Origin of the sequence: Haloplanus sp. XH21, assembly GCF_023276355.1 — an archaeon.
In the GTDB taxonomy this organism is placed as follows: domain Archaea; phylum Halobacteriota; class Halobacteria; order Halobacteriales; family Haloferacaceae; genus Haloplanus; species Haloplanus halobius.
Window position 1 is genome coordinate 1259975 of sequence record NZ_JALLPL010000001.1, and the last position, 26897, is coordinate 1286871.

Here is a 26897-nt window from a genome sequence, read left to right on the forward strand (position 1 = left end):
GCTGCGCCGAGGAAGACGGTCGACAGCGGCGGTTCGAGCGCCACGATCAGTCACCCCCCTCCTCGCCGTCGTCGCGGCGTTCCAGCGGCGTGGGGATGCGCGACGCCGACCGGCCGTAGAACACGAACCGGACGAGGCGCTCGAGTTTCCCCTCGAACAGGTCGGCCTCGGCGCCCGGGATGAGCGCGTGGACGAGGAAATGCTGCCGGCTGACGTCGACCGTCAGGGTTCCCGGGGTCAGCGTGATCGAGTTGGCGAGCGTGGTCACGGGCATGTCGCCCCAGACGGCGGCGTCGAACTCGACGACGCGGGGATCGATCGGCAGGCTCGGGTGGAGCACCACGTACGCGAGCGTGACGTTCGCCTTCGTGATCTCCCAGAGCAGGATCGGGGTGTAGATCGCTATCCGGACCAGGGTGCGCCCGACGCTCGTGAAGGCGGGCACGTCGCCTTTCATCGAGACGCGGGCGAGCGTGAGGCTCACGACGCCCGCGGTGAAGGCGCCGGTGAGCAGTTCGTAGGCGTCGGTGACGTGGAAGCCACCGAGGGCGAGATAGAAGAGCAGGGAGACGGAGAAGGTCAGCAGGAACGCTGACGGACCGACTTCGGTGAAGGGGAGACTGCGACGGGTCCGTCGCGTGACGGGGGCTTCCACCACGTCGAACCCTCTGCGCGCGAGTTCCTCCTCGAACGAGCGCAGGATCGGAACGGTGCCGCCGGGGCGAAAGGAGGGATCGACGACGACCCGGGTGACGTCGTTCGCCTCGGCGTAGCGCTGGATCACGTCGGCGAAGTCGCTAGGACTGAAGACGTACTCGTCGGTGCCGACGATGGTCGACGCGAACTCGACGGGCCGTGGCGCGCCCTCTTCGATCAGGTCGTCGAGTTCCTCGTTCGCCCAGGCGACGGTGCGTTCGAGCAGCGCTTCCGCCTCCTCGACGTTCCGATGGCTCGTCTCGAAGACTCGCCAGCGGGCGGGGTAGACGAAATGGACCGTCGCCGACTCATCCGTCTCGACTGCCGTCTCGTAGGCCGCCTCGACGGCGTACCCGACGGTCCGGCGGAGCGTGTCCGAGTCACCGACGGGAACGAGCACGTCTCGCTCGTGATTAGCCGCCATCCGGTCACCGACCCCCGGCGAAACGAGCGATGGCTCCCCCGTTCATTCGTATCGTAGCCTTCGCTTCCGGTTTCATAACTATTGCTATCCCGTTTGTGGGACGGGGCCGCCGTGCGCCCCACTGACAGCGCCGTCCGGCGGTCCGGTCATCCGGATTATGTACCTGTTCACTGGTGGTTCGCCGTGACGGTCCGGCGAACCACTGGTACTGACGTACAATAACCCGTGTCAGTCGAGCGCCGCGGCGAGCTCGTCGGCGACGCGCGCGCCCAGCCCGGCTTTCGACCCCGTGTACGTCTCCACCGCGTCCGCGCGGATCAGCAGCGCCCGCGTCTCGTCGTCGCCCATCACCGACGCGTCGTTGGCGACGACGAAGGCGAGGTCGACTCGGTTGCGGAGCGACCGGGCGCGTTGCGCCATCGCCTCGCCGTCGCCGCCGGTTTCGGCCTTGAACCCGACCATCGGCAGGTCGGGGTGTTCCGCTCGGACCGAATCCAGCACTTTCGGCGTCGGTTTCAGGTCGAGCGTCAGATGCTCGCCCGACCGAATCTTCTCGGCGGCGGTCTCGACGGTGAAGTCGCCGATGGCGGCCGCGGAGACGAGGGCGTCCGCCGCCGTGCCGTCGTCGCCCGCGACCGCCTCCTGCACTGCCTCGAGCATCTCGCTGGCGCTCTCGACCGAGCGAACGTCCGCGTAGGGCACGTCCGGACCGTCGTGGACGAGCGTCACGGACGCCCCGCGGACGTAACAGGCGCGGGCGACTGCTCGCCCGGTCCGGCCCGAGGCGCGGTTCGAGAGCGTCCGAACGGGATCGATCGATTCGGTGGTCGCACCGCTGGTGACGACGACGTGCCGACCGTCGAGCGTCGCCGGCGTCGTCGCGCGGGCGACGCCGGTGACGATGGCCGCCTCGCTGGCGAGTTTCGCCTTGCCCTCCTCGATCCGCGGGTCGACGAAGTCGACGCCCCATGACTCCACGCGGTCGATGGCCTCCAGCACCCCGGGGTGGTCGTACATTGGTTCGTGCATCGCGGGCGCGATGACGACCGGCACGTCCGCCCCGAGCGCCGTCGTCGCGCAGGTCGTGACGGGGGTGTCGTCGACTGCCGCCGCGATCTTTCCGACGGTGTTCGCGGTCGCGGGCGCGATGAGGAGCACGTCGGCCCACCCCGTGCGCCCACAGAGGTCGACGTGTTCGACCGCGCCGGTGAGCTCCGTCACGGGCGGGTGGTCGGTGGCGAACTCGACCGCCCAGGGGTGGATGATCCCCTGCGCGCTGTCGGTCATCACGCCGCGCACGGTCGCGCCGTGGCGCCGGAGTTCGTGGGCGAGTTCCACCGCTTTCACCGCCGCGATGCTCCCGGTGACGCCCAGGGCGACGCGGGTTCCGTCGAGCATTGCCGTCCCCTTCCGCCGCGAGGGTCTTAAGCCCGAGCGTCGACGGCGCGGAACGCTTACCCGGTGGGACACCCATCCACCGACGTGGACCGCATCCACGTCAGTACGGTCGTCTGTATGCCCGCCGCGGCGGTGTACGACTTCCTCGTCGACTTCCCGAGATACGCCAAGTATTCGGCGTATCTGACGGACGTGACCGCCGACGGCGACGGCTCACCGGGGACGCAGTATCGCCTACGCTTTGCCTGGTGGAAACTCGCCTACATCGCCCGGACCGAGGTCACCGATGTCGATCCCCCGACTCGACTCGACTGGCGCGTGACGAAGGACATCGACGCGCGGGGGTGCTGGCGGGTCGAGGAACTCGACAGCGTGCCGGCGGCGTGTCCTGACGAGGGGCCGGCCTGTCGCGTCCACCTGGAGGTGGCGTTCGACCCCGACTCCGTCGGCGACGGCGTCGTCGACCTGCCGCGGTTCGTCTCGCTGGACTGGGTGATCGGGAAGGTGAAGCCGATCCTGCTCGACGAAGCCGAGCAGGTCGTCGAGCGCATCGTCACCGACCTCGAAGGGCGGCGCCGCGATGTCGACCTCGTCGTCCACGACACACCCGACGGTGTCTGACGGAAGCGAAATCGTGATACTACGGGCGCAGCCACGTGGACGCATGGTCACAGTCTGTCGGGGGCGCGGTCGACCGTGCGCATAATCATCGTCGGCGCGGGGCAGGTCGGATCGAGCATCGCGGCCGACCTCGCGGAGAGCCACGACATCGTGGTGGTCGACCTGGACGGCGACCGAGTGGAGGAGCTGACCTACTCGGTGGACATGCTGCCGGTGCAGGGCGACGGCACCGCGCTGTCGACGCTGGAGGAGGCCGGCATCGACGACGCCGACATGGTGATCGCGAGCACCGACGACGACGAGACGAACATCGTCATCTGTTCGACCGCGCGCGCGGTGAGCGACGCCTTCACCGTCGCCCGGGTGAAGAACACCGAGTATCTGCGGACCTGGGAGCGGTCGGAACGCGCCTTCGGCATCGACTTCATGGTCTGTACCAACCTGCTGGCGGCGCAGTCCATCGTCCGGGTCGTCGGCATTCCCGCCGCTCGCGACGTCGACTCGTTCGCCGACGGGCAGATACAGATGGCGGAGTTCGAGATTCCGCCGGGCAGCCCGGTGACCAACCAGACCGTCGCCGAGGCCGACCGGTTCGAGGAACTCACGTTCGCGGCGATCCTCCGCGACGACGAGGTCGAACTCGCCCGCGGCGATTCCGTCCTCGGCGAGGGAGATCGGATCGTCGTCATCGGGAACCCGGAAGCCGTTAGGGGGTTCGCAACCACCATCGCTCCGGAGGAGCGACCGGGGACTGCTGAGGAGGTGGTCATCATCGGCGGGAGCGAAATCGGCTACCACGTGGCTCGACTGCTCGGCGAACGCGGATTCAAGCCGCGACTCGTCGAGCAGGACCCCGACCGCGCCCGCGAACTCGCGGAGGAACTCCCGAACACGGTCGTGATGGAGAGCGACGCCACCGACACCGAGTTTCTGGAGCGCGAACACGTCGGCGACGCCGACTTCGTCGTCGCCGCGCTCGACTCCGACGAGAAGAACCTGCTCGTGTCGCTACTAGCCCGCCGCCTCGGCGTCGAACGCACCGTCGCGGTCATCGACTCGCCCGCGTACGTCGAACTCTTCGAGACGGTCGGCGTCGACGTGGGGATCAATCCCCGCCAGGTCGTCGCCGAGGAAATCACCCGATTCACCCGCGACGGCGGCGCCGAAAACGTCGCCATCATCGAGAGCGACCGCGCGGAGGTGCTCGAAATCGAAGTCAGCGAGGAGAGCGTCCTCGCGGACCGGGAGATCCGTGACTCGATCGCGGACCTGCCCGACGGCGTCGTCATCGGGGCGATCACCCGCGACGCGACGTTCATCACGCCGCGCGGTGATACGGTGATCCACCCCGGAGATCACGTCGTCGTCTTCCTGGCTGCCGATGTCGTCGACGACGTGACGCCGAAACTGTAGCCGTCGACCACGCGTGTCCATCAGCAGTTTCAAGCCGCTCCGCTGGTCATCGCTCAACGAACGATCCGATGGCTATTCGTGTCGACTACCGGGCGAGTCTCAGTCTCGTCGGCAGCATCCTCAAGTATCTCGCCGTCCCGCTGTCGATTCCGCTGGTCGTTAGCTTCGGGTACGGCGAACCGGTCGCGCCGTTTCTCGTCACCATCCTGCTGACCGTCTCCTTCGGGTTCGGGCTCGAACGGCTCCGGACCGATCCGGATCTCGGCGCGCGCGAGGGGTTCCTGATGGTTGGCGTGACGTGGCTCGCGGTGTCGGTCGTCGGCGCGGTTCCGTACCTGATCGAAGCACACGGCGTGCCGCCGGTCGTCGCGCCGACGGCCCCCGACTCGACGCTCGCCAACCCCGCGAACGCCCTCTTCGAGAGCATGAGCGGGTTCACCACCACCGGGGCGACCGTGCTCGGCGAGATTTCGCTCGACGCTCACTCCCGCGGGATCATGCTGTGGCGACAGCTCACCCAGTGGCTCGGCGGGATGGGGATCGTCGTCCTCGCGGTGGCGATCCTGCCCGAACTCTCGGTCGGTGGGGCGCAGTTGATGGACGCAGAGGCGCCGGGGCCCGGTATCGAGAAACTCACGCCCCGCATCGCGGAGACGGCGCGGGCGCTGTGGGGTGCCTATCTCGGATTCACCGTCCTCGAGATGCTGTTGCTTTACGCGCTCCATCTCGGCGGCATGGCGCCCGCGATGGACGCGTACAACGCGGTCGCTCACGGTCTGACGACGATGCCGACCGGCGGGTTCTCGCCCGAGGCCCGGAGCATCGAGGCGTTCTCCGCGGCCGTCCAGTGGCTCGTCATCCCCTTCATGGTCGCGGCGGGGACCAACTTCGCGCTGTTCTGGCACGCGCTCACCGGCGACCCGAAACGGCTCGCGGACGACTCCGAGTTCCGCGTCTACGTCGGCGTCATGGCGGTGCTCGCTGGGGTGGTCGCCGCCCTCCTGTTCGCCGGGAAGGGCCTCGCGATGGCCGCGCCGGCGGGCGGCACATACGACGCGGGCTATCTCGCCGGCGTTCAGGCGACGCTCGTCGGTCACGTCGAACCCGCGCTCAGACACGCTGCGTTCCAGGTCGTCTCCATCGTCACCACCACCGGATACGCGAGCATCGACTTCAACGCGTGGAGCCAGTCGGCCAAGTACTGCCTGCTCTTTGCGATGTTCATCGGTGGGTCCGCGGGATCGACCGGTGGGGGCATCAAGGTGGTCCGCTGGTACGTCATCCTGAAATCGATCCGCCGTGAACTGTTCACGACGGCCCACCCCGAGGCGGTGCGCCCGGTGCGTCTCGGCGGGCGCGCACTCGACGAACGCGCGATCCGCGGCATCTACGCGTTCACCCTCCTCTATCTGGTGATCTTCCTGGTTGCGACGGGGCTGATCTTCCTCGACGCCGAACGGACGGGGCTCTCGCTGTCGGTGCTGGAGGCGATGAGCGCCGTCGCTGCGACGCTCGGCAACGTCGGTCCGGGGTTCGGCGTCGTGGGTCCGATGGGAAGCTATCTCGACTTTTCGGGCGCATCGAAACTGTTCATGGTGACGCTGATGTGGATCGGCCGACTGGAGATTCTACCAGTGCTCATCCTGCTCATGCCGGAGTACTGGCGACAGTAGGCGGCACGGAGAACCGCCGTTACGGCGGCCAATAAGTATCACCGCTGAGAACGCGGGGCGTAAGATTATATGGTGTACGGACACAGTACGGGTGGGTGTCCGGATTCGGCACCGGAGCGACCTTTCGCTACGGCTTCGACGCGGCTCCGGGGGGAACGCGTCGTCCGCCGGATCGGACGCCTCTCGCGTGTGACCCCAACACCCTTTGATACGGTTATTGGAAGTCATGCCCGGTGGATCGCCGACCCGTCTCGACGACCCACCGGTAGACAGTTACGATGAGCAGTCCCTCGCTTTTCGGACCTCGGGCCGTGAGCGTCGTGAAAACGGAGAGCCCTTACTGCTCGCGTTCGACCGCGCTGGCGGCCCGGACGATGGTCCGCTCACCGAACGCCGGCCCGACGAACTGGAGGCCGACGGGGAGTCCGTCGGCGGTCCCGGCTGGCACGGAGATCGCCGGGAGGTTGGCGAGGTTGACCGGGACCGTGTTGGCGTCGGCGAGATACATCTGCAGCGGGTCGTCGAGGCTCTCGCCGAGTTCGAACGGGAGCACGGGCATCGTCGGCGATGCCAGCACGTCGGCCTCGGAAAGCGCCTCGTCGAAGTCCTGTTTGACCCACGCGCGGGCGTCCTGGGCCTTGGCGTAGTACTTGTCGTGATAGCCCGCAGAGAGGGCGTAGGTGCCAAGCAGGATACGGCGTTTCACCTCGTCGCCGAAGCCCTCCTCGCGGACGCGGGCGAACGCCTCGTTCCAGTCGTCCTCGCTCTCGCTCTCGGTGTCGGGGCCGTAGCGAACGCCGTCGAAGCGCGCGAGGTTCGAGGAGGCCTCGGACATGGCGATGACGTAGTAGGCCTGGACGGCGCGTTCGACGGAGGGGAGACTCACGTCGTGAATCTCCGCACCCTGTGCTTCGAGGTCCGCGAGGGCGTCCTCGAACGTCTCGACGACGCGTTCGTCGGCCCCCTCGACCAGCTCGGTCGGGACGCCGATGGTGAGGCCGTCGACGTCGCCGTCGGCGGCGCTGGCGTAGTCGGCGTCGGCGCCTTCCTCGCGGGTCGTCGCGTCGCGGTCGTCGGGACCGGCGATGACCTCCAGTAGTTCGGCCGCGCCCTCGACGGTCGGCGCCAGGGGACCGATCTGTTCGAGCGAGTTGGCGTAGGCGACGAGGCCGTACCGGGAGACCAGGCCGTAGGTGGGCTTGATGCCGACGACGCCACAGAAGGCGGCCGGACACCGGACGGAGCCACCGGTGTCGCTGCCGAGGGCGAGGTCGGCCTCGCCGGCGGCGACGGCGGCGGCGCTGCCACCCGAGGAGCCACCGGGCACGCGCGACTCGTCGACGGGGTTCGTCGTCGGGCCGAACGCCGACGTCTCCGTCGTCGTCCCCATGCCGAACTCGTCCATGTTGGTCTTGCCGACGATGGTCGCGCCCGCGTCAGCGAGGCGTTCGACGACCGTCGCGTCGTAGGGCGGCACGTAGTCCTCGAGCATCGCAGACCCGCAGGTGGTCCGGACGCCCTCGGTGGAGATGTTGTCCTTGACGGCGACGGTGCGACCCGCGAGCGGGCCGTCGTCGTCGCCCTCGATGGCCGTCTCGGTGATGAAGGCGTCGTGGCTCATGACACGCTCGGCCCCTCGAAGTGGCCGTCTTCGGTCGCCGGCGCGTTCCGCAGGGCCTCCTCCTGGGTGAGTCCCTCGCGAACCTCGTCGGCTCGCATGACGTTCACCAGGTCAGGTTCCGACTCGACCTCGGGCACGTCGTCGAGGGCGTCGAAGTAGGAGAGGATGTCCGCGAACTGCACGGCGAACTGGTCCACCTCGTCCTCGGCCAGGTCGATCCGGGCGAGGTCGGCGACGTGGCGGACCTCGTCGGGGTCGACGGGCGTCTCGCTCATGTGTGAGGGGAACTCTGGGCCGGCACTAAGGGTTTCGGTCCAGCTGTGATGCGCGGTCGTTCGTATCGCCGCTCGCGCATCTTCCCATCGTCCACACCTCGCGTTCACGCACCGAATACAGCCGCAGATCAAACTCAGTATGTGTTTGTTTAGGCCCGCTGAAAACAGGGACGTTGGCGGTAGTTGACGCCGTTCTATCATTCGACAATGGGTAATGAGTTTTATTTACCCTCTCAGTTGCCATTAACGACGGTAGACACACACATACAAGATCCGAAAATGTGCTTTGCTTGGGTTCTGAGTCGATATACATCCGCGTTTGTGTCTCACTGTCTACGGCCGACACCTCACACTCCAACGGGACAGCAGGTAAGTACAAATGTTTATGCCTCTGGCGACCGAGTATCTATACGGAATGGTTCAATCTATCACACTTGACACTGCAAAAGAGTTGATCGATGCGGCCGAGCAGAAGGCCGATGAAATCGATAATCCGATGGTAATCGCGGTTACGAACAGCGAGGGCAACCTCATCGCCCAGCGTCGGATGGACGACGCGTGGCTCGCGTCGGTCTCGATTTCGCGGAACAAGGCCTACACGTCGGCGGCGCTCGACATGCCGACCCACGAACTCGCCGAGCCTTCCGAGCCCGGCAACTCCCTGTACGGACTTCAGACGACCGACGAGGGTCGCATCGTCATCTTCGGCGGCGGCTATCCGCTGTTCGACGAGGACGGCGATGTCGTCGGGGCGTTCGGCGTCTCCGGCGGCGCCGTCGAACAGGACATGGAAGTCGCGGAAGCGGGCGTCGCCCACTGGGAATCGCTTCGGGACAGCGCGACACCGGCTGAGGTGACCAACTAATGTCGATGGACGCCGTCGTCTACAAGGGGCCACACGAGGTCGCCGTCGAAGAAGTTGAGGAACCGGAGATCGAACATCCCAACGACGTCCTGATCGACATCACGACGTCGTGCATCTGTGGCTCCGACCTTCACATGTACGAAGGGCGGACGGCCGCGGAACCGGGCATCGTCTTCGGTCACGAGAACGTGGGCATCGTCACCGAAACCGGCGAGGCCGTGACCGACCTCGAAATCGGCGACCGCGTCGTCGCCCCGTTCAACGTCGCCTGCGGGTTCTGTGAGAACTGCGAGAACGGCAAGACCGGCTTCTGTACCACCGTCAACCCCGGCTTCGCCGGCGGCGCGTACGGCTACGTCGCCATGGGCCCGTACAAGGGCGGTCAGGCGGAGAAGCTCCGCATCCCCTTCGCCGACTTCAACGCGCTCAAACTCCCCGAGGGCGACGAACACGAGGACGCGTTCTCGCTCCTCGCGGACGTCTTCCCCACCGGCTGGCACGGACTCGAACTCGCCAACTTCGAGGCCGGCGACTCCGTGGCCATCTACGGGGCCGGCCCGGTCGGTCTGATGGCCGCGTACAGCGCGAAGATCCGCGGTGCCGCCGAAATCTACGTCGTCGACCGCGTCGAGAGTCGGCTCGACCTCGCCGAGGAACACTGCGACGCGACGCCCATCAACTTCGAGGAGAGCGATCCGGTCGAACAGATCAAGGAGATCCACGGCGGCGGCGTCGACAAGGGCGTCGACGCGGTCGGCTACCAGGCCGTCGACCCCGACAAGGAGGGCTCCTCTACGTACGACCCGGCCCGTGAGAACCCCGCGGTCGTCATCAACAACCTCATCCGGACCGTCAAGCCGACGGGCGAACTCGGCATTCCGGGCCTCTACGTGCCCGAAGACCCCGGTGCGCCCGACGACATGGCCGCCCAGGGTCGCATCGGCATCGACTTCGGCCTCCTGTTCGAGAAGGGGCAGGCCCTCGGCACCGGCCAGTGTAACGTCAAGGAGTACAACCGCGAACTCCGCGACCTCATCATCGAGGGTCGCGCCGACCCCAGTTGGCTCGTCTCCCATCGCGTCGGTCTCGAGGAGGCGCCGGAGATGTACGAGGCCTTCGACAACCGCGAAGAGGGCGTGACGAAAGTGCTGCTGGAGCCGTAGTCTCCGCTTCTCGGCCTCCAGTTCCACGCGATATGTTTCACACTACGATGACAACGAGACCCCATGTGCCAATACTGTAGTTACCGCTACCACAGCGGCTGGACGCAGATGCTGTCGTACGACGACACCTACCAGACGGCGATGCAGTCGGCGTCGTCGTCGACGTACGGCTTCCACGAGTCGTGGGACGACCTCCGCGACGATGTCGGCCTCGGCGTCTAGGCTTCCCGGGGGAAGGGATCAGTCGGATACGACGCCGCGCGCTCCGACTCGTCGGCCAGACAGTCGTCGAGGGCGGCCGTCACTTTCTCGCTGTCGAGATGCCGACCGATGAGCACGAGTCGCGTCGCGGGGTCGTCCGCGCCCCACTCACCGATCGGGCCTGCCTGAACGGCTGGCCCCGCTTGACTCACCCCGAGCACCGCGTCCGGCCGGCTCGCGACCCACGCGAACCCTTTCAACCGGACGATGTCACCCTCCCACTCGTCGAGCCAAGCGTCGAATCGCCCGGGATGGAACGGCCGTTCCCGGCGGTAGACGAACGATTCGACGCCGTGGGCGGCGGCCGCCGGCTGGTCACCGTGGTCGTGGCCGTCCGTCTCGCCCCCTTCCGCTGCCGCCAGCGCCTGCTTCCATCCTTGCTGCCCTTTCGCCGCCTCGAAGTCGAATCGCCCCGTTCCGAGCACGGTCCCCGGGTCGACCGCGGAGTCTATGGTTCGATGAATCGCTGCTCGTGGCTGGAGTTCCCGGATCGCGCCCTCGACGGCGTCGAGTTCGTCGTCCGGCACCATATCACATTTGTTCAACAGGAGCACGTCACAGAACTCGATCTGGTCGACCAACACTTCGGTCAGGGGTCGCTCGGGGGCTGGCGCCTCGTCGGGGAGCGATTCCGACGGGTCGAACGCCTTCCAGAAGCCGTAGGCGTCGACGACCGAGACGGTCGTATCGAGGCGGAATCGGTCGGGGAGGTGACCCTCGTCCGTCCCGACGGTCAGCGTTCGGGCGATGGGAATGGGTTCGCTGATGCCCGACGCTTCGACGACGAGATAGTCGAACGAGCGCTCCTCGGCCAGCCGGGTCACCTCGCTCACCAGGTCGTCCTGCAGACGACAGCAGATACAGCCGTTCGAGAGGTCGATGACGCCGTCGTCGGTCTCTCGGTCCAGGAGTTCGGCGTCGACGTTCACCTCCCCCATGTCGTTGACGATCACGGCGATGCGTCGGTCCCCCGGATCGTTCAGGAGCCGATTCACGAGCGTCGTTTTTCCGGCGCCGAGCGGACCGCTGATGAGTGTGATCGGAATCGGCGTGTCGTTGGAGGAAACCATGATACCCGTATCATGGCAGCGAGCCGTATGAATGTGTGTTCACAGCCGCGTCGGCGTGTCGTGCGTCGCCCGTGAACGATCGCCAGACGACTCCGACAGATTTAAACCTTCTCGTCGAACTACTTTCTGTACAGAGCCGTTTTGCTCACGATACAAACCAATGACCGATAGCGCACGCGGTTACACGACCGAACGCTCTCGCGCGCGCGAGCGCGAGGACGAGAGCGAAAGTACCGAGACGGACAGCGAGCAACTGAGCTGTCCGGAGTGCGGAGGCCAGCTCGCCACGGACACCGAACACGGCGAGACGGTGTGTGCCGACTGCGGCCTCGTGGTCGAGGAAGACGAGATCGACCACGGCCCCGAGTGGCGCGCCTTCGACTCCAAAGAGAAAGACCAGAAGTCCCGGGTCGGCGCGCCGACGACCCAGATGATGCACGACAAGGGGCTCTCGACCAACATCGGGTGGCAGGACAAAGACGCCTACGGCAAGACGCTGAGCGCCCGCCAGCGGGAGAAGATGCAGCGGCTGCGCACGTGGAACGAGCGGTTCCGCACCCGCGACTCCAAGGAGCGCAACCTGAAGCAGGCCCTCGGCGAGATCGACCGCATGGCCTCCGCGCTCGGCCTCCCCGAGAACGTCCGTGAAACCGCGAGCGTCATCTACCGCCGCGCCCTGGCCGACGACCTCCTCCCCGGGCGCTCCATCGAGGGCGTCGCCACCAGTGCCCTCTACGCCGCCGCCCGCCAGGCCGGCACCCCCCGCTCGCTCGACGAGATCGCCACCGTCTCCCGCGTCGAGAAAGACGAGATCGCTCGAACGTACCGCTATGTCGTCCGCGAACTCGGCCTCGAGATCCAGCCGGCCGACCCCGAGCAGTACGTCCCCCGATTCGCCTCCGAACTCGACCTCTCCGACGAGTCCGAACGCCGCGCCCGCGACCTGTTGAAAACCGCCAAGGACCAGGGCGTCCACAGCGGCAAGAGTCCGGTCGGGCTCGCCGCCGCTGCCATCTACGCCGCCGCGCTCCTCACCAACGAGAAGGTGACCCAGAGCGAGGTGTCCGAAGTCGCCAACATCAGCGAGGTCACCATCCGAAACCGATATCACGAACTGCTCGAAGCCGAAGAGCAGATCCAGGTTCCCTAACGCCGTTCGACCGACACGTCCGCCGGGACGACGATCCGCTGCGTTTCGCCGGAAAGGTCGATTTCTATCGTCCCCACCGCCGCGTCAATGGGTATCGTGCGATTCATTCGGTCGTTTTTGAGACGGAGATGGCTCACGGGCCGTCTGCTCCCGGCATCCGATAAAAAATCCGCCCACGGTCGAGCGCAACGTCGATACGTCCGGCGGGCCACTGCCGCCCATGGAGACGACCCGACATTTCACCGCGACGGTGTATCTCGTCGCGGACGGTGCGACCGCACTCCACGACCACCCTCGACTTGATCTCCGCCTCCCGCCTGGCGGCCACGTCGACCGCGGCGAACTCCCCCACGAAACGGCGCTCCGCGAGGCCCGGGAGGAGACGGGACTCGACCCGACGCTGCTGACCGACCATCGCGACGTGCGCTCGACGACGGCGCGGGCGATTCCCCGTCCCCGACACCTGATGCTCGCCGACGTGAACGTCTGCGACGGCGAAGTGGGCCACCAGCACGTCGATCACGTCTTCTACGCGACCGCCGAGAGCCGTACGATCGATCCCGATCCGGGCGAACCGGGGGCGGCGGCGTGGTCCTGGTACGACGCCGCAGCGCTTCGTGAGGTCGATGTCGATCCGGACGTGCAGGCGTTGGGACTGGAAGCCATCGAGGCCGCGGCGGCGGAGTCGTGACCTATGACTCGACCAGCGAGTCGATATACTGCCCGACGTGATCGTCCATGCGACGCTTGAAGCCGGCCTGTCGGGCCAGTCGATCGAGTTCGCGGGAGACGAGGCTCCCGTACTGCACTGCCTTCTTGTCCGCGGTGACGACCGACGGCGGCAGCCAGTCGCTCGCTGCCCGTCGGAGCGCCACCTTGCGTTCGTCGCTCGTCGCGAGCAGGTAGTCGGGAAGCGGGAGCGCCGCGTCGACGACGGCGTCGGTCAACAGCGGGGTTACCGGTTCGACGCCCGCCGTCCGGAGCGCGAGCGTGTCGCGTTCGAGCTGGTCCGGTAGCGTTTCGATCACCTCGCGGGTCGCGCCCCGGACGGTGGTTGCCGCCACGCGGCCGTCGCTCGCCGGATCGACGACCTTCGCGTAGCCGCCGAACAGTTCGTCCGCGCCCTGCCCGAGCGCGAGGCGGTCGACGCCGTCGGTGGCGGCGCGCTCGGCGACGAGATACAGCGGCAGCGCGATGGTCACGCTCATGGGATCGGCGCGTCCCGTCGCGGCGACCACCTCGGGAACCGCCCGCTCCAGGTCGTCGTGGGTGAGTTCGACCACCCGCAGATCACGGCCCATCTCATCGGCGGCCGCGCGCGCCCGCTCGACATCGGCTGCGTCGGGAAAGCCTGCGACGTAACAGGGGGCGTCGGGGACGCCCGCGGCGACGAGCGCGGAGTCGAGGCCACCGGAGAACGCGACCGCGACGCCGTCGGGATCGACTGCCGTCACGGACTCGCGGACGGCGCGCCGAACGGCGGCACAGGCAGTCCCGTCGTCGGCCGCGACGGCTGGGGCAGGAAGTGACCAGACGCGGCGGTCACGGACCTGCCCATCCACTCGTTCGCGGACGTGACCCGCGGGCACCGGCGAGGCGGCCGCGTCGACGGCACCGGGTCGAAAGTCCCAGTCCTCTGGCGTGCCGAACAGCGGTTGGCGGCCGAGAACGTCCCGAACGAGGCGGCCGTCGAGGTGGCCGGCGAAGCCTGCCGTGCCGGGGAGGGGGTCGGTCGCGTCGAGGGCACGGCGAACGGTCGCCGGATCGGTCCCGCGGATCACAGTAGATCGCCGATGGCACGGCGGATTCGCCGTTTCGCGCCGCCCGCGGCCTGCCGGAAGCTGATGTGCCAGGGGGTGCGCCGTCCGACGACGCTCGTTCGGCCGGCGGCGACGGCGTCGAGGATGCTTCGGGCCGAGCGGCCGTCGGCGTCGACTTGCGTGACCGCCTGGCCGACCATCTCCGCGATGTGGGCGTCGCTGCCGGCGGTCATCGGCAGGCCGTGTTCGACGGCGAACCGCTCGGCCTTGCGGTTGGCGCGCCCGGTCAGGAGGCGGGAGTTGTACACTTCGATGGCGTCGGCGCTCGCGAGCGCTTCAGTGCTGATGTGGGCGGCGACGCCGTGGCGCGACGACTGGAAGGGGTGCGGGATCACGGCGATGCCGTTCTGGTCGTGGATGCGGTCGAGCGTCTCGTCGAACGGCAGGTCGGCGGGCACGGCCTCGCGGACGCCAAGCGCGAGGACGTGTCCGGCGGCGGTCGTGATTTCCATGCCCGGGATGCCGACGAGGCCGTAGTCGGGCGCCTGCTCGACGGCGTCGAGGCTGGCGTCGATTTCGTCGTGGTCGGTGACGGCGAGGGCGTCGAGGCCGACCGACGACGCCTGTTCGAGCAGGTGGTCGACCGGGTCGCGGCCGTCATGTGACAGCGACGAGTGCGTGTGCAACTCGACCGATAACACGGTGAGCCTCTAGATACGCGCGGTGAAAAACACGCCGGTTCGGCGGGTGTCCGCGCCTCTGCCCCCAATGGAAAGACATTACCTCGGGAGCGTGAAAGACGGAGGTGAATGAGCCTGTCCGATCCGGACCACGACCTCGTCACCGCCGAACTCGGGCGGGACCCGACGCCCGCCGAGGCCGCGCTGTTCGAGAACCTCTGGAGCGAGCACTGCGCCTACCGGTCGTCGCGACCCCTGCTGTCGGCCTTTGACTCCGACGCCGAGCAGGTGGTCGTCGGCCCCGGCGACGACGCCGCGGTCGTCGCCCTCCCGGTCCACGACGACGACGGCGACGAGATGTACGTCGCGATGGGCATCGAGAGCCACAACCACCCCTCCTACGTCGATCCGTACGACGGCGCGGCGACCGGCGTCGGCGGCATCGTCCGCGACATCCTCTCGATGGGGGCCTACCCCATCGCGCTGACCGACTCCCTCTACTTCGGCGGGTTCGACCGCGAACACTCCCGATATCTCTTCGAAGGAGTGGTGGAGGGCATCGCGGACTACGGCAACGCCATCGGCGTCCCGACGGTCGCCGGCAGCGTCGACTTCAACGACGGCTACGAGGGCAACCCGCTCGTGAACGTCGCCTGCGTCGGCCTGGTGACTGATGACCGCCTCGTCACGGCCGAGGCGAAGACGCCGGGGAACAAACTCGTCCTCGTGGGCAACGCCACCGGCCGCGACGGCCTCGGCGGCGCCTCCTTCGCCAGCGAGGACCTGAGCGAGGACGCCGAGACCGAGGACCGCCCCGCCGTCCAGGTGGGCGACCCATACACCGAGAAACTCCTCATCGAGGCCAACGAAGCGCTCGTCGACGAGGATCTGATTCGCGCCGCGCGCGACCTGGGCGCCGCAGGCCTCGGCGGTGCTTCCAGCGAACTCGTCGCCAAGGGCGGTCTCGGCGCCGAAATCCGTCTCGAAGACGTGCATCAGCGCGAACCCAACATGTCCGCCCTGGAGATTCTGCTCGCGGAGTCCCAGGAGCGGATGTGTTACGAGGTGCGGCCGGAGGACGTAGAGCGCGTCCAGGAAATCGCCGACCGTTACGACCTCGGCTGTTCGGTCATCGGGGAGGTAACCGAGGGGAACTACGTCTGTACGTTCGAGCCGAGCGGCGAGGACGACGAGTCACGAGGCCGAGAGACGGTCGTTGACGTGCCCGCACACTTCCTCGCGGAGGGTGCGCCGATGAACGACCTGCCGATGGAACCGCCGACGGGAGCGAGCCGTGATCTGCCCGACGCCGATTTGACCGAGGCCTTCGAGGCCGTCGTCGCCAGTCCCAACACGGCGAGCAAGGAGTGGGTCTACCGCCAGTACGATCACGAGGTGGGCACGCGGACGGCGCGTCGCCCCGGCGACGACGCGGCAGTCATGGCCATCCGCGAGGCGGGCACGGGCCTCGCGCTCTCGTCGGGCGCGGTCCCCGCCTGGACCGACGCCGCTCCCTACGAGGGCGCGCGGGCCGTCGCGCTGGAGAACGCGACCAACCTCGCCGCGAAGGGCGCGACGCCCCACGCCGCCGTGGACTGTCTCAACGGCGGCAACCCGGAGAACCCCGACGTTTACGGCGGCTTTTCCGCTATCGTCGACGGCCTCGCCGAGATGTGCCGCGACCTCTCGGTGCCCGTCGTCGGCGGCAACGTCTCCCTGTACAACGACTCCGTCGCCGGTCCCATTCCACCGACGCCGACGGTGGCGATGATCGGCACCCGCGAGGGCTACGACGCGCCCCCGATGGGCGTCACGGGCGACGGCGTCTTGCTGGAGGTCGGGACGCTCGGGAACGCGCTCGGCGGGTCGGAGTATCTGGCACAGCTGGGCGGTAGCGACGCCTTCCCGGACCTGCCCGCCGATCCCGCGACGGCCGTCGAGCGCGTCGCCCAGGTGGCGAATCTGGCGTCGACGCGTGCGGTCCACGACGTGAGCCACGGCGGCCTCGCGGTGACGCTCGCGGAGATGGTGTCGGCGGACGTCGGCGTCGACGCAGCCCTCGGGAGCGTCGCGGAACTGTTCGACGAGACGCCGGGCCGGGTCGTCGTCGAGACGACGGACCCACAGGCGGTGCGAGACGCGGCGGGCGACGTGCCCGTCCGACGACTCGGCGAGGCGACGACCGAGGGCGACCTCGACCTGACGGTCGACGACGAACGACTCGTCCGCACGGCGTCGGCGATCCGCGACCTGCGGGCCGTGATTGAGCGAGAACTGGAGTAAGCGGTTACAGCAGTAGCGGCAGACCGAACGTCACCGCGAGACCGACGAGGAGGACGACGAAGCCGACGCCGGCCTCGCCGGTCGAGAAGTCCTGCATCGGCGACGTGGTGCGACCGTCGGTATCCTCGTCCTGGTCCTCGTGAGCGTGATCGTCCATGCCTCTGCGTGCGGCGTGGCGATACAAAAAGACTCCCGATAGGCGGTCGGACGCCACCCCGACCGGGCGGCTTTTGACGGACGGTGGCGTAGCAGCGCATACGGATGGCCGTAACCAAGCGCATCATTCCCTGTATCGACGTCGACATCGACGACGAGGGCAACGCGGCGGTGTATACGGGTGTCAACTTCGAGAACCTGGAGTACACCGGCGACCCCGTCGAGATGGCCCGCGAGTACAACCAGGCGGGCGCCGACGAGTTCGTCTTTCTCGACATCACGGCCAGCGCCGAGGGGCGGGAGACGATGCTCCACGTCGTCGAATCCATCGCCGACGAGGTGTTCATCCCCCTGACCGTCGGCGGTGGCATCCGCACCAAAGACGACATCAAGGAGACGCTCCGGGCGGGGGCGGACAAAGTGTCGATCAACACCGCGGCCATCCAGACCCCCGAGATCGTCGACGAGGGCGCGGCGGCCTTCGGCAGTCAGTGTATCGTCATCAGCGTCGACGCGCGCCGCCGCTACGACGAGAAAGGAGAGCATTACGAACGCGTCGACGGCGAGTCCTGCTGGTTCGAATGCACGATCAAGGGCGGCCGCGAGGGAACTGGCATCGATGTCGTGGAGTGGGCGCGCGAGGTGGAGTCACGCGGCGCCGGCGAACTGTTCGTCAACTCCATCGACGCCGACGGCACCAAGGAGGGGTACGACATCCCGCTGACCCGCGCGGTCTGTGAGAACGTCTCGACGCCCGTCATCGCCTCGTCGGGCTGTGGCGGCCCCGACGACATGTACGAAGTGTTCAGCGAGGCGGGGGCCGACGCCGCGCTCGCGGCGTCGATCTTCCACTACGACGAATACTCGATCCGCGAGGTCAAGGAGTATCTCGACGAGCGCGGCGTTCCGGTTCGGCTCTGAGAGGGATTACGCGGCGGCGTCGTCGAACGCGGCCACGAAGTCGTCGGCGACGTCCTGCACCTGGCGCGAGGCGTCCGCGACGGCCTCCAGCGGATCGGTGCCGGATTCGGTCTTGACCGAGAGGATCGGCTCCGTCTGGCCACCCGACTGTTCGGGGTTCATGTCGTACGTCGCCGCTTCGACGCCCGCCGTCTCCAGAAGCGCCCCCTTGAGGACGTTCATGAACGTGTGATCCTCGCCCGCGATCTCCATGCGAAGTTCCTCGTCGGTGATTTCGATGACCCGCAGTTCCATGTCGCTAACTACCGGCGGTTGGCGTTTCAAGGTTTCGTATACGCCCCGTCGGGTGGAGAGATATAGTAGCGTTTGGAACTGTTTGCACACCTGCTCGCCGGATTGCGTGCGATCTGGTGTGTGATGACTTACAAAGGCTACTATACTCGATCTCAACGAACGGGCGACGCCGAGAGTGGCGTCCCCCGAACGGAGAACGTACGGACCACGCGATGTGGTCGTTCGACTGACCAAGCCACTGCGAGGAGCACCTGACTCGCAATGTGCCGTGCGATGCTGTGGCGCGCCCGGCCGAAAGCCGCTCGCGCCAGTTTCAATTTTGACGCTTGTGTTGAAAAACCTGTCGAATAGATCAATATCGGGTACGAACGCACCTATATCTAGTCGTATGTTTCTCTATTGTTCGATGATCGGATAGAATCCGTATCTCATTTCAGCAGGCTCATCGGACCAGATACGGGTCGTTGCCCGCGATGAACCGCCCGAGGTCGCTCTCGCGGCGGTAGTCGGTCTCTCGGAGCGTCTCGATGGCGTCGACCAGACGGTCGGCGTCGTCGTCGGCCCACGCGCTCGGGTCGCGAATCGGGAGGACGAGCCACCCGCTTCCCAGGAGTTCGGTCGCGTGGAGCGCCTCGACGTCGAGGTCGGTCGTCTCGTGGGCTGTGCAGGTTTCGAGGACGTGTCGGATCGGTCGCTCGCCGACGGGGAGGAGGACGTGCGCCGCGATGGCGCGGAGTTCCGCGTCGAAGAAGGGTTCCATCGCTCCGTAGTCGTCCTCGGTCGGTTCGCCCGCGGTGACACAGGTGTGGAGATAGGAGAGATACGTGTTCGCTACCTCGGGTTCGTCGCCGGTCGTCCGCAGGAGGCCGGCGTCACGAAGCGCGCGCTGGAGGCGCCGGCCGGCCGGATGTCCCGTGAAGGGGACGCCCGTCTCGCTGCCGCCGTGGACGCCGGGATGGTCGCCGATGACGTGAAAATGCGCATTGGCGTCGCCGTACCCCGGAACGAACCGATCGCAGGGCGGTCGCATGCCAAACGGATTGCTAACGCGGTCGGTGACGTTTCGCACGGTACCGCATACGCGTCGAGAAAGGTAAACCTAGAGTTCGACGCCCGACGGGATGAGGCTCTTCGACCGCAGAAGGCTCCCGTTGGCGTCGTAGACGAGGAACGTGCTCTTCGAGTAGGTGGTGACGGGTTCGCCATCGATCTGGATGGTGACGCTGTATCGGCCACCGTCGTCGTCGGTCGACTGACCGTATTTCCGGGCCGCTCGGACGAACCGGAGGACATCGTCGGCGTCCTCGTTGAGTTCGAGGAGGAAATCCCCCGTGATGCGGTCGGTGACGCTGACGACGCCCGTCGCGTCCGGGTCGTCGAGGGGATCCTGCAGGCGGAAGGTGACGTCCGTTTCGGCGTCCTCCAGCAGCTCCCCCTCGGCGTCGGTCAGGCGATCAGTCAACGCCTCTTTCGGTCCCTGAAAGTCGATGACGACACGGGGTTCGGCCGGCTGATCGCCAGTCTCCACCCAGTCGATGTTGTCTGCTTCCAACTCGAAGTGCTCGCGCCTCATTCCGTACGCGACCCTTTGAGTTCAGAGGGTATGAACGTAACGCCCGCCGTCTCCCGGCCGGCGGCGGACTTCGCGTCGTTCGCGCCGATGGGATTTTATCCCATGTGAGTCTCTTCACGAGTATGTGGGTCCGGTCGGAGTACGCCGGTGAACTGGCCGTCTTGATGACGTGGCTGGCAGCGCTGATCCCCTGGAACGTCTCCTACGCCGCGGGCACGAGCGGGAGCGCGGTCCTGTTCGTCCGGTTCCCTCTCGTCCAGGTGCGATACGTGTTCGGCGTGCCCATCGCTCGGGGGGTGTCCCTCGCCGATCCGCTCTCGGCCATCGCCTTCCAGCAGGGCCAACCCATCGAACTCGTCTATCAGGTCTGGGCCGTCGGCGCCGGCGTCTACGCCGCCGCGTTGCTCGTCTCCATCGTCTACTATCGGCGCGAGGCGTGGGCCGAATCGTGGCCCGTCGACCCCGTGCGTCTCCTCGGCGCGCTCCTGCTCGTGACGGGCCTCGTCTTCGCCGCGGCGACGTATTACCTCGCGACGCGAGGTTTCTCGTCGCTCCCCATCCCGATCGGCGTCGGTTTCCTGCTCCTGTTCGGCGGCCTCCTGCTCGTCATCGAGCGGACCGACGTGGCGTGACGCCGTCGAAGGCACAAGCTATAAACACGATCCACACCCCATTTCAGCCGTGACCGTTGCACGCGTCGCCCTCGGCGTTCGCTCCCCCGGAGCGACGCGTGCGTTCACGACTCTTCTGAAGAAACGCGGCCGGTGATCGCGCTCGGGGCGGGCGTAGCACCCCCGTCGCGGGCGGCCGCCGGACTGTGACGTTTCGACACGACTAACAGCGCAGCCACCCCATCCACACGAAATGACACTCACCGAGTTCCGCGGGGTCTACCCCGCCATGACGACGCCGTTCCACGAGAACGGCGGTATCGACTTCGAAACGCTCCGGGCCGACGCCCAACGCCTCGCCGACGCCGGCGTCGACGGCCTCGTCCCCGTCGGCTCCACCGGCGAGAGCGCGACGCTGAGCCACGACGAACACATCGAGGTCGTCGAGGCGGTCATCGACGCCGTCGACGACGACGTGCCCGTCATCGCCGGATCCGGGTCGAACAACACCCGCGAGGCGCTCTCGCTCTCCCGGCGCTCCGCCGACGCTGGCGCCGACGCGCTCCTCCTCATCTCGCCCTACTACAACAAGCCCGAACCCCAGGGGATGTACGAGCATTACCGCACCATCGCCGACGAAATCGACATCCCCCAGATCGTCTACAACGTCCCCGGGCGCACGGGCCAGAACATCTCCGTCGACACGGCGGTCGACCTCGCGTCCCATCCGAACATCCTGGGCTACAAGGCGGCGAGCGGCGACCTGAACCAGGTGTCGGAGGTCGTCGAGCGCACTCGCGACGAGGACTTTCACGTCCTCGCCGGCGACGACGGCCTCATCCTGCCGACCCTCTCCATCGGCGGGACGGGAACCATCAGCGTCGTCGCCAACATCGAACCCGCGCGGACGGTCGATATGGTTCACTCCGCGCTCGACGGCGACTTCGAACACGCCCGCGAGCGCCACCACGAACTCGGCCCGCTGATGCGCGCGCTCTTCGTCGAGACCAACCCCATCCCGGTCAACGAGGCGATGGCCATGCGGGGCTACGGCCCCGGCACTGTCCGTCTCCCGCTCACGCGGCTCTCGCAGGAGCACCACGAGGAACTCGCCTCGGTTCTCGCCGCCCTCGATCCGCTGGAGGCCGAACAGTGATCCACCTCGCCGTCACCGGCGCCGGCGGGCAGATGGGTCGCGAGGTGCTCGAAGCGGCCGACGACCGCGAGGATGTCGAAGTCGTCCTCGCGGTCAACCGCACGCCCATCCCGCCCGTCGCGGGCACCACCGTCGACGACGAGGCCGACCTGCCGATCCTCCTGCCCGAGCGCGACCCCGACGTGCTGGTGGATTTCACCGTCTCCGACTCGAGCACGCGCTACGTCGAGGCCTGTGCCGACGCGGGCGTCGCCGCCGTCATCGGAACGACCGGCTTCTCGGAGCCGCAACTGGAACTCCTCGCCGACGCCGCCGAGGAGATTCCCGTGCTTCGGGCCTCGAACTTCTCTCGCGCCATGACGGCGTTTCGGGGCGTCGTTCGGGAGGCCGTTGCCGCGCTCCCGGACTACGACATCGAACTCAGCGAGACCCACCACAACCGCAAGCGCGACGCCCCCTCCGGGACGGCCAACGACATCCTCGACGACATCGCGGAGATCCGCGGCGAGTTCGACCGCGTCCACGGCCGCGAGGGCGACCAGCCCCGGGAGGGGGACGAGGTTGGGGTCCACGCGCTCCGGGCCGGCGACATCCGCGGCGAACACGAACTACTACTTGCGGGGAACCACGAGGTACTAACGCTCACGCATCGGGCCGAGTCCCGCGGCGTCTTCGCCGAGGGCGCGCTCGATGCCGCAGAATGGCTCGCCGGTCGTCCGGCCGGTGAATACGACTTCGAGGACGTACTATGACGCTCCAATCCGACGTATCCGACCTGTGGCACCGCTACGACGACGACGCCGTCGCCGCCGAGACGGCCACCGCCGACGACTACGACACGCTCGACGCCTTCCTCGACGCCCTCGAGGCGGGCGAGGTCCGCGCCGCCGAGAAGCGGGGCGGCGAATGGGAGGCGAACGAGTGGGTCAAGCAGGGCATCCTGCTCAACTTCGGCCTGCGCGAGACGGAGGCCCGCAGTTACGGCGGCGTCGACTACCACGACGTCCTGCCCCTGCGGGAGACGGGCGACCTGGGCGACCGAGGCACCCGCAACACGCCCGACGGCACCACCATCCGCCGCGGCGCCTACCTGGGCAGCGACTGCATCATGATGAGTCCCTCCTTCGTCAACATCGGCGCCCACGTCGGCGACGGCACGCTCGTCGACTCCTGTGACACCGTCGGCTCGTGTGCCCAAATCGGCGAGAACGTGAAACTCGGCGCGAACACGCTCATCGGCGGCGTGCTCGAACCCGTCGAGGACGCGCCCGTCATCGTCGAGGACGGCGTCTCGCTCGGCGCTGGCTGTCGCGTCACCTCGGGCTTCGTCGTCGGCGAGAACACCGTCGTCGGCGAGAACACGCTGCTCTCGCCCCGGATTCCGGTCTACGACCTCGTCGAGGAGGAGGTCATCTACGGACACCTCCCGCCGGAGCGACGCGCCTTCACCCGGATGGTGGAGTCCTCCATCGGCGACCACGACCTCTTTGCGGGCGGCGCCTACAAGCCCGCCGTCGTCGCGATGGACATCGAGGCCGAGACGCGCGACGCCACGCGCCGCGAGGAGGCGCTCCGGGAATGAGCGAGGAGGCGGTCGAGGCGACCGGGCCGCAAGTGCGCCGCCTCGGCGACTGGGCCGCCGCCGACCTGGCCGACCTGGCCGCCGAGTACGACACGCCGCTGTACGTCACCGACCTCGAACGGGTGCAGGCGAACGCGACCCGTCTCCGGGCCGCGTTCCCCGACGCCGACGTGCATTACGCCGTCAAGGCCCACACCGGGCAGGCCGTCCTCCGGGCGGTCCGTGCGGCCGGTCTCGGCGCCGAATGTGCCTCCGCCGGCGAAGTGGTGCGCGCCCTGAAAGCGGGCTTCGAGGGGCGGGAGATCCAGTACACGGCGGTCAACCCGCCCGCGACCGACCTCGACACTGTCGTCGAGCGGTGGCGCGATGATGCGGCGGGCCTGACCGTCGTCGCCGGAGCGCGCGACACCCTCGACCGCCTCCGCGACCGCGGCTTCGACGGCCGCATTGCCATCCGCGTCAATCCCGGCGTCGGCGCCGGCCACCACGCCAAGGTGACGACGGGCGGCCACGCCAAGTTCGGCGTGCCCTACGACCGCGCGGCCGACCTCCTCGCCGACGCCCGTGACGACTTCGACGTGGTCGGCATCCACGCCCACGCCGGCAGCGGCATCTCCGGCGAGGATCTGGACGCCCACCGCGAACTCGTCGCCCGGATGGGCGACCTGGCCCGCGACGTGGGCGACCTGGAGTTCGTCGACGTGGGCGGCGGCTTCGGCGTCCCGTACCACGAGGACGAACCCCCACTCGATCTGGGCGCCGTCGCCGACGCCACCCGCGAGGCGCTGGGCGATGTCGACGCCCGACTCGCGGTCGAACCCGGGCGCTACGTCGTCGCCGACGCGGCCGTCCTCCTGACGCGGGTGAACACGGTGAAAGAGGCGGAAGGTGTCGCTGTCGCCGGCGTCGACGCCGGCATGACGACCCTGTTGCGCCCGGCGATGTACGGCGCCTACCACGCCATCCGCAATCTGGACGCCGACGGCCGTCGGGAGCGCCCGGTCACCGTCGCCGGCCCCGTCTGCGAGACGGCGGACCTGTTCTGTGAGGAGCGCCCCCTGCCCGACCCGCGCCGCGACGACCTGCTCGCCGTCGGCAACGCCGGCGCCTACGGCTACGAGATGGCGAACACGTACAACTCGCGGCCGCGCCCCGCGGAGGTCGTCCGCGACGCCGACGGGGTGCGCCTCGCTCGCGAACGCGAAGGGTTAGAAGCGTTGACCGCCTTAGAGGGAGACGAATGACGATTCGCGCAGAGAAGTACCACGGCACGGCCAACGACTTCCTCGTCGTCCCCGCCGACGCCTCCGTCGCGGACCGCGCGGCCTTCGCGGCCACGCACTGCGACCGGGAGACGGGAGTCCGTGGCGAGCGGATCGGTGCCGACGGCGTCCTCTTTCTGGACCTCGATCCGACCGCCTCGCCCGTCCGGGTGACGATGACGCTCGTCCAACCCGACGGCTCCGTCGCCGAGATGTGTGGCAACGGCGCCCGCGTCACCGCGACGTGGGCGGCCCGCGAAACCGGCGCCCGCGAGGTGATCATCGAGACGCCCGCCGGCGACCGCCGTGCCGTCGTCCAGTCCGAGGGCGTCACCGTCGAGATGGGGCGTCCCTCCTTCGACCCCGCCGACGTGCCCCTTACGCACGACGCCGGCGGCCCCCTGATCGATCAGGTGGTCGACGGTCTCTCCGTCACCGCCGTCGACACGGGCGTCCCCCACGCCGTCGCCTTCGTCGACGACGTGGACGCCGTCGATCTGGAGACCGTCGCGCCGCCCGTTCGCCACGCCGATGTCTTCCCGGAAGGGGCGAACGTCACCCTCGCCGCTCGGGCCGTCCTCGACGACGGGGCCACCGACGGCGCGCCGGGCGACCCGGTCGCCTTCCGGCAGCGAACCTACGAACGCGGCGTCGAGGGCGAGACGCTCGCCTGTGGCACCGGCGCGGTGGCCGTCGTCGCCGCCGCGAAGCGCACGGGCCGTCTCGACGCCGACGGTCCGGTCCGGGTGTCGCCGCCGGGCGGTGACCTCGTCATCGTCGTCCCGGACGACGGTCCGGCGACGCTGACCGGGCCAGTCGAACACGAGTTTGCGATCGATCTGGAGGTCCCCGAGGTATGAACGCGAGCGGAGCGGACAGCGACGGCTTCGACCCCATCGCCTTCCTCGACTCGGCGGTGCGGATCGACTCCCACGCGGACGTGACCGAGATGCGATCGTTCCTCGTCGATACGCTCGCCGCCCACGGCCACGACCCGACCGTCGACGACGCGGGCAACACCCTCGCCACGAAGGGGTCGGGCTCACCCCACGTCGTCTTGAACACCCACATCGACACCGTCTCGCCACACGTCCCCTACGAACGCGACGATGGCATCATCCGCGGACGGGGGTCCTGTGACGCGAAGGGACCGCTCGCGGCGCTGCTGTCGGCTTTCTTCGCCACCGACCCCGACGGCCGCCTGACGCTCGCCGTCACGCCCGACGAGGAGGTGTACTCCACGGGCGCCGCGGCGCTCGACCTCACCGTCCTGCCCGGCGTCGACGCCGACACGGCCGACGCCTACATCGTCGGCGAACCCACCGGACTCGACGTCTGCACCGCCGCGAAGGGGCGGTTCGAGGGGACGGTCGCCCTCTCGGGGACCAACGCCCACGCCGCCGAACCCGAGTCGGGGGTGAACGCCGTCGCCGCCGCGGAGGGCGCGCTCGCCGCCATCCGCGGGTTCGACGCCGACCGCGACCCGCACCCCGACCTCGGCCCGGCGACGCTCACGCCGACGGTCATCGAGGGCGGCGACGCGACAAACCAGGTGCCCGCCGACTGCGCCATCACCGTCGACCGGCGGAGCGTCCCGCCGGAGTCGGCCGCCGGCTTCCGCGACGCCCTGGAGACGGCCGTCGCCGACGCCGTCCCGGACGACGTCGGCGTCACCTTCGACCTCACCGAGCGGCCGACCCCCTTCCTCGAGGCCTTCGCCACCGACGCCGACGAACCGGTCGTCCGCCATCTCTCCGCGGCGGCCGAGCGCGTCACCGACGGCGCGGGCGGCGCCGTGCGGCCCTTCACCGCTGCGACCGAGGCGTCGTATTTCGCGCCCGCGCCGACGGTCGTCTTCGGCCCCGGCGTCCTCGCGGACGACGAGGGACCGGTCGCGCACGCCGACCGCGAGTACGTCCGCGTCGCCGACGTGGAGCGGGCGGCGACGGCGCTTTCCGACGCCCTCGACGCGCTGGTCGGGTAACCGCA

The 26897-nt window shown here is 68.2% G+C and carries 28 protein-coding genes; 17 read left to right on the forward strand and 11 right to left on the reverse strand.

All coding sequences use genetic code 11. The features are described from left to right. Nucleotides 1-46: 46 nt before the first annotated feature. Together MXB53_RS06500 and coaBC are read right to left on the reverse strand one after the other, a co-directional pair. Nucleotides 47-1120, reverse strand: a complete 1074-nt coding sequence (locus tag MXB53_RS06500) for a monovalent cation/H+ antiporter subunit E (protein ID WP_248896575.1) — start codon at nucleotides 1118-1120, stop codon at nucleotides 47-49. A 228-nt stretch (nucleotides 1121-1348) separates the two neighbouring features. Beyond that, nucleotides 1349-2518, reverse strand: coding sequence for a bifunctional phosphopantothenoylcysteine decarboxylase/phosphopantothenate--cysteine ligase CoaBC (gene coaBC / locus MXB53_RS06505; RefSeq protein WP_248896576.1), 1170 nt, complete (start codon nucleotides 2516-2518; stop codon nucleotides 1349-1351). Nucleotides 2519-2602: 84 nt separating this feature from the next. Between coaBC and MXB53_RS06510 the strand changes: the two genes are divergently transcribed. From MXB53_RS06510 to MXB53_RS06520, 3 genes are all read left to right on the forward strand, one after another. After that, nucleotides 2603-3139: an SRPBCC family protein gene (locus tag MXB53_RS06510; RefSeq protein WP_248898079.1), complete on the forward strand. Its 537-nt coding sequence runs from the start codon at nucleotides 2603-2605 to the stop codon at nucleotides 3137-3139. A 75-nt stretch (nucleotides 3140-3214) separates the two neighbouring features. Further along, nucleotides 3215-4552, forward strand: coding sequence for a Trk system potassium transporter TrkA (gene trkA, locus MXB53_RS06515; RefSeq protein WP_248896577.1), 1338 nt, complete (start codon nucleotides 3215-3217; stop codon nucleotides 4550-4552). Nucleotides 4553-4620: 68 nt separating this feature from the next. Next, entirely contained in the window at nucleotides 4621-6225 is a 1605-nt protein-coding gene (locus MXB53_RS06520; protein WP_248896578.1) for a TrkH family potassium uptake protein, read from the forward strand. Between the two features lie 337 nt (nucleotides 6226-6562). On the opposite strand, the gene gatA is transcribed toward MXB53_RS06520, so the two are convergent. Then, nucleotides 6563-7846, reverse strand: a complete 1284-nt coding sequence (gene gatA, locus MXB53_RS06525; RefSeq protein WP_248896579.1) for an Asp-tRNA(Asn)/Glu-tRNA(Gln) amidotransferase subunit GatA — start codon at nucleotides 7844-7846, stop codon at nucleotides 6563-6565. Continuing rightward, on the reverse strand, nucleotides 7843-8121 hold the full coding sequence (gene gatC / locus MXB53_RS06530) for an Asp-tRNA(Asn)/Glu-tRNA(Gln) amidotransferase subunit GatC (protein ID WP_248896580.1): 279 nt from the start codon (nucleotides 8119-8121) through the stop codon (nucleotides 7843-7845). Before gatC ends, gatA begins: the two co-directional genes overlap by 4 nt. A gap of 415 nt (nucleotides 8122-8536) precedes the next feature. Here gatC and MXB53_RS06535 point away from each other — a divergent pair, with 415 nt between their 5' ends. The 3 genes from MXB53_RS06535 to MXB53_RS06545 all read left to right on the forward strand — a co-directional run bounded on the left by MXB53_RS06535 (nucleotide 8537) and on the right by MXB53_RS06545 (nucleotide 10371). Further along, entirely contained in the window at nucleotides 8537-8986 is a 450-nt protein-coding gene (locus MXB53_RS06535) for a GlcG/HbpS family heme-binding protein (RefSeq protein ID WP_248896581.1), read from the forward strand. Between the two features lie 5 nt (nucleotides 8987-8991). Continuing rightward, nucleotides 8992-10149, forward strand: coding sequence for a glutathione-independent formaldehyde dehydrogenase (locus MXB53_RS06540; protein ID WP_248898080.1), 1158 nt, complete (start codon nucleotides 8992-8994; stop codon nucleotides 10147-10149). A 63-nt stretch (nucleotides 10150-10212) separates the two neighbouring features. Continuing rightward, nucleotides 10213-10371, forward strand: coding sequence for a hypothetical protein (locus tag MXB53_RS06545; RefSeq protein WP_248896582.1), 159 nt, complete (start codon nucleotides 10213-10215; stop codon nucleotides 10369-10371). Here the strand turns inward: MXB53_RS06545 and MXB53_RS06550 are convergent. Then, entirely contained in the window at nucleotides 10368-11480 is a 1113-nt protein-coding gene (locus tag MXB53_RS06550; RefSeq protein WP_248896583.1) for a CobW family GTP-binding protein, read from the reverse strand. The two genes, MXB53_RS06545 and MXB53_RS06550, sit on opposite strands and share 4 nt — an antisense overlap. 160 nt (nucleotides 11481-11640) lie before the next feature. On the opposite strand from MXB53_RS06550, the gene MXB53_RS06555 reads away from it, so the two are divergent. Next, on the forward strand, nucleotides 11641-12630 hold the full coding sequence (locus tag MXB53_RS06555) for a transcription initiation factor IIB (RefSeq protein ID WP_248896584.1): 990 nt from the start codon (nucleotides 11641-11643) through the stop codon (nucleotides 12628-12630). A gap of 220 nt (nucleotides 12631-12850) precedes the next feature. Next, nucleotides 12851-13321 (forward strand): NUDIX hydrolase, encoded by a 471-nt coding sequence (locus tag MXB53_RS06560; protein ID WP_248896585.1) that lies wholly within the window; start codon nucleotides 12851-12853, stop codon nucleotides 13319-13321. Between the two features lies 1 nt (nucleotide 13322). On the opposite strand, the gene MXB53_RS06565 is transcribed toward MXB53_RS06560, so the two are convergent. Further along, nucleotides 13323-14408: an asparagine synthase C-terminal domain-containing protein gene (locus MXB53_RS06565; protein WP_248898081.1), complete on the reverse strand. Its 1086-nt coding sequence runs from the start codon at nucleotides 14406-14408 to the stop codon at nucleotides 13323-13325. Beyond that, nucleotides 14408-15091: a PHP domain-containing protein gene (locus tag MXB53_RS06570; protein ID WP_248896586.1), complete on the reverse strand. Its 684-nt coding sequence runs from the start codon at nucleotides 15089-15091 to the stop codon at nucleotides 14408-14410. The genes MXB53_RS06565 and MXB53_RS06570 overlap by 1 nt, the downstream gene beginning before the upstream one ends. Nucleotides 15092-15199: 108 nt before the next feature. Between MXB53_RS06570 and purL the strand changes: the two genes are divergently transcribed. Next, nucleotides 15200-17353 (forward strand): phosphoribosylformylglycinamidine synthase subunit PurL, encoded by a 2154-nt coding sequence (gene purL, locus MXB53_RS06575; protein WP_248896587.1) that lies wholly within the window; start codon nucleotides 15200-15202, stop codon nucleotides 17351-17353. A gap of 4 nt (nucleotides 17354-17357) precedes the next feature. Here the strand turns inward: purL and MXB53_RS06580 are convergent, their stop codons facing one another. Next, on the reverse strand, nucleotides 17358-17510 hold the full coding sequence (locus MXB53_RS06580; RefSeq protein WP_248896588.1) for a DUF7550 family protein: 153 nt from the start codon (nucleotides 17508-17510) through the stop codon (nucleotides 17358-17360). Between the two features lie 104 nt (nucleotides 17511-17614). Here MXB53_RS06580 and hisF point away from each other — a divergent pair, with 104 nt between their 5' ends. Beyond that, a complete protein-coding gene (gene hisF / locus MXB53_RS06585) occupies nucleotides 17615-18430 on the forward strand; it encodes an imidazole glycerol phosphate synthase subunit HisF (protein WP_248896589.1) in 816 nt (271 codons plus the stop codon). 6 nt (nucleotides 18431-18436) lie between these two features. Here the strand turns inward: hisF and MXB53_RS06590 are convergent, their stop codons facing one another. The 3 genes from MXB53_RS06590 to MXB53_RS06600 all read right to left on the reverse strand — a co-directional run bounded on the left by MXB53_RS06590 (nucleotide 18437) and on the right by MXB53_RS06600 (nucleotide 20297). After that, complete coding sequence (locus MXB53_RS06590) at nucleotides 18437-18724, reverse strand: DNA-directed RNA polymerase subunit L (protein WP_248896590.1); 288 nt, start codon at nucleotides 18722-18724, stop codon at nucleotides 18437-18439. A 442-nt stretch (nucleotides 18725-19166) separates the two neighbouring features. Continuing rightward, complete coding sequence (locus MXB53_RS06595; RefSeq protein WP_248896591.1) at nucleotides 19167-19793, reverse strand: uracil-DNA glycosylase family protein; 627 nt, start codon at nucleotides 19791-19793, stop codon at nucleotides 19167-19169. Between the two features lie 30 nt (nucleotides 19794-19823). After that, a complete protein-coding gene (locus MXB53_RS06600) occupies nucleotides 19824-20297 on the reverse strand; it encodes a DUF5793 family protein (RefSeq protein WP_248896592.1) in 474 nt (157 codons plus the stop codon). Between the two features lie 122 nt (nucleotides 20298-20419). Between MXB53_RS06600 and MXB53_RS06605 the strand changes: the two genes are divergently transcribed. From MXB53_RS06605 to MXB53_RS06635, 7 genes are all read left to right on the forward strand, one after another. After that, the gene (locus MXB53_RS06605; RefSeq protein ID WP_248896593.1) at nucleotides 20420-20929 is read left to right on the forward strand and encodes a DUF7549 family protein; all 510 of its coding nucleotides are present in this window, start codon (nucleotides 20420-20422) and stop codon (nucleotides 20927-20929) included. A 232-nt stretch (nucleotides 20930-21161) separates the two neighbouring features. Further along, the gene (gene dapA, locus MXB53_RS06610; protein ID WP_248896594.1) at nucleotides 21162-22064 is read left to right on the forward strand and encodes a 4-hydroxy-tetrahydrodipicolinate synthase; all 903 of its coding nucleotides are present in this window, start codon (nucleotides 21162-21164) and stop codon (nucleotides 22062-22064) included. After that, nucleotides 22061-22816, forward strand: coding sequence for a 4-hydroxy-tetrahydrodipicolinate reductase (dapB, locus tag MXB53_RS06615; protein ID WP_345779697.1), 756 nt, complete (start codon nucleotides 22061-22063; stop codon nucleotides 22814-22816). Before dapA ends, dapB begins: the two co-directional genes overlap by 4 nt. Further along, complete coding sequence (locus tag MXB53_RS06620) at nucleotides 22813-23646, forward strand: 2,3,4,5-tetrahydropyridine-2,6-dicarboxylate N-succinyltransferase (protein WP_248896595.1); 834 nt, start codon at nucleotides 22813-22815, stop codon at nucleotides 23644-23646. The genes dapB and MXB53_RS06620 overlap by 4 nt, the downstream gene beginning before the upstream one ends. Next, the gene (gene lysA, locus MXB53_RS06625; protein ID WP_248896596.1) at nucleotides 23643-24890 is read left to right on the forward strand and encodes a diaminopimelate decarboxylase; all 1248 of its coding nucleotides are present in this window, start codon (nucleotides 23643-23645) and stop codon (nucleotides 24888-24890) included. Before MXB53_RS06620 ends, lysA begins: the two co-directional genes overlap by 4 nt. Next, nucleotides 24887-25768 carry a diaminopimelate epimerase gene (dapF, locus tag MXB53_RS06630; RefSeq protein WP_248896597.1) on the forward strand — a complete coding sequence of 294 codons (882 nt, stop codon included), beginning with the start codon at nucleotides 24887-24889 and terminating at the stop codon, nucleotides 25766-25768. Before lysA ends, dapF begins: the two co-directional genes overlap by 4 nt. Continuing rightward, nucleotides 25765-26892, forward strand: a complete 1128-nt coding sequence (locus MXB53_RS06635; RefSeq protein WP_248896598.1) for a M20 family metallopeptidase — start codon at nucleotides 25765-25767, stop codon at nucleotides 26890-26892. The genes dapF and MXB53_RS06635 overlap by 4 nt, the downstream gene beginning before the upstream one ends. The last annotated feature ends 5 nt before the right edge of the window (nucleotides 26893-26897 follow it).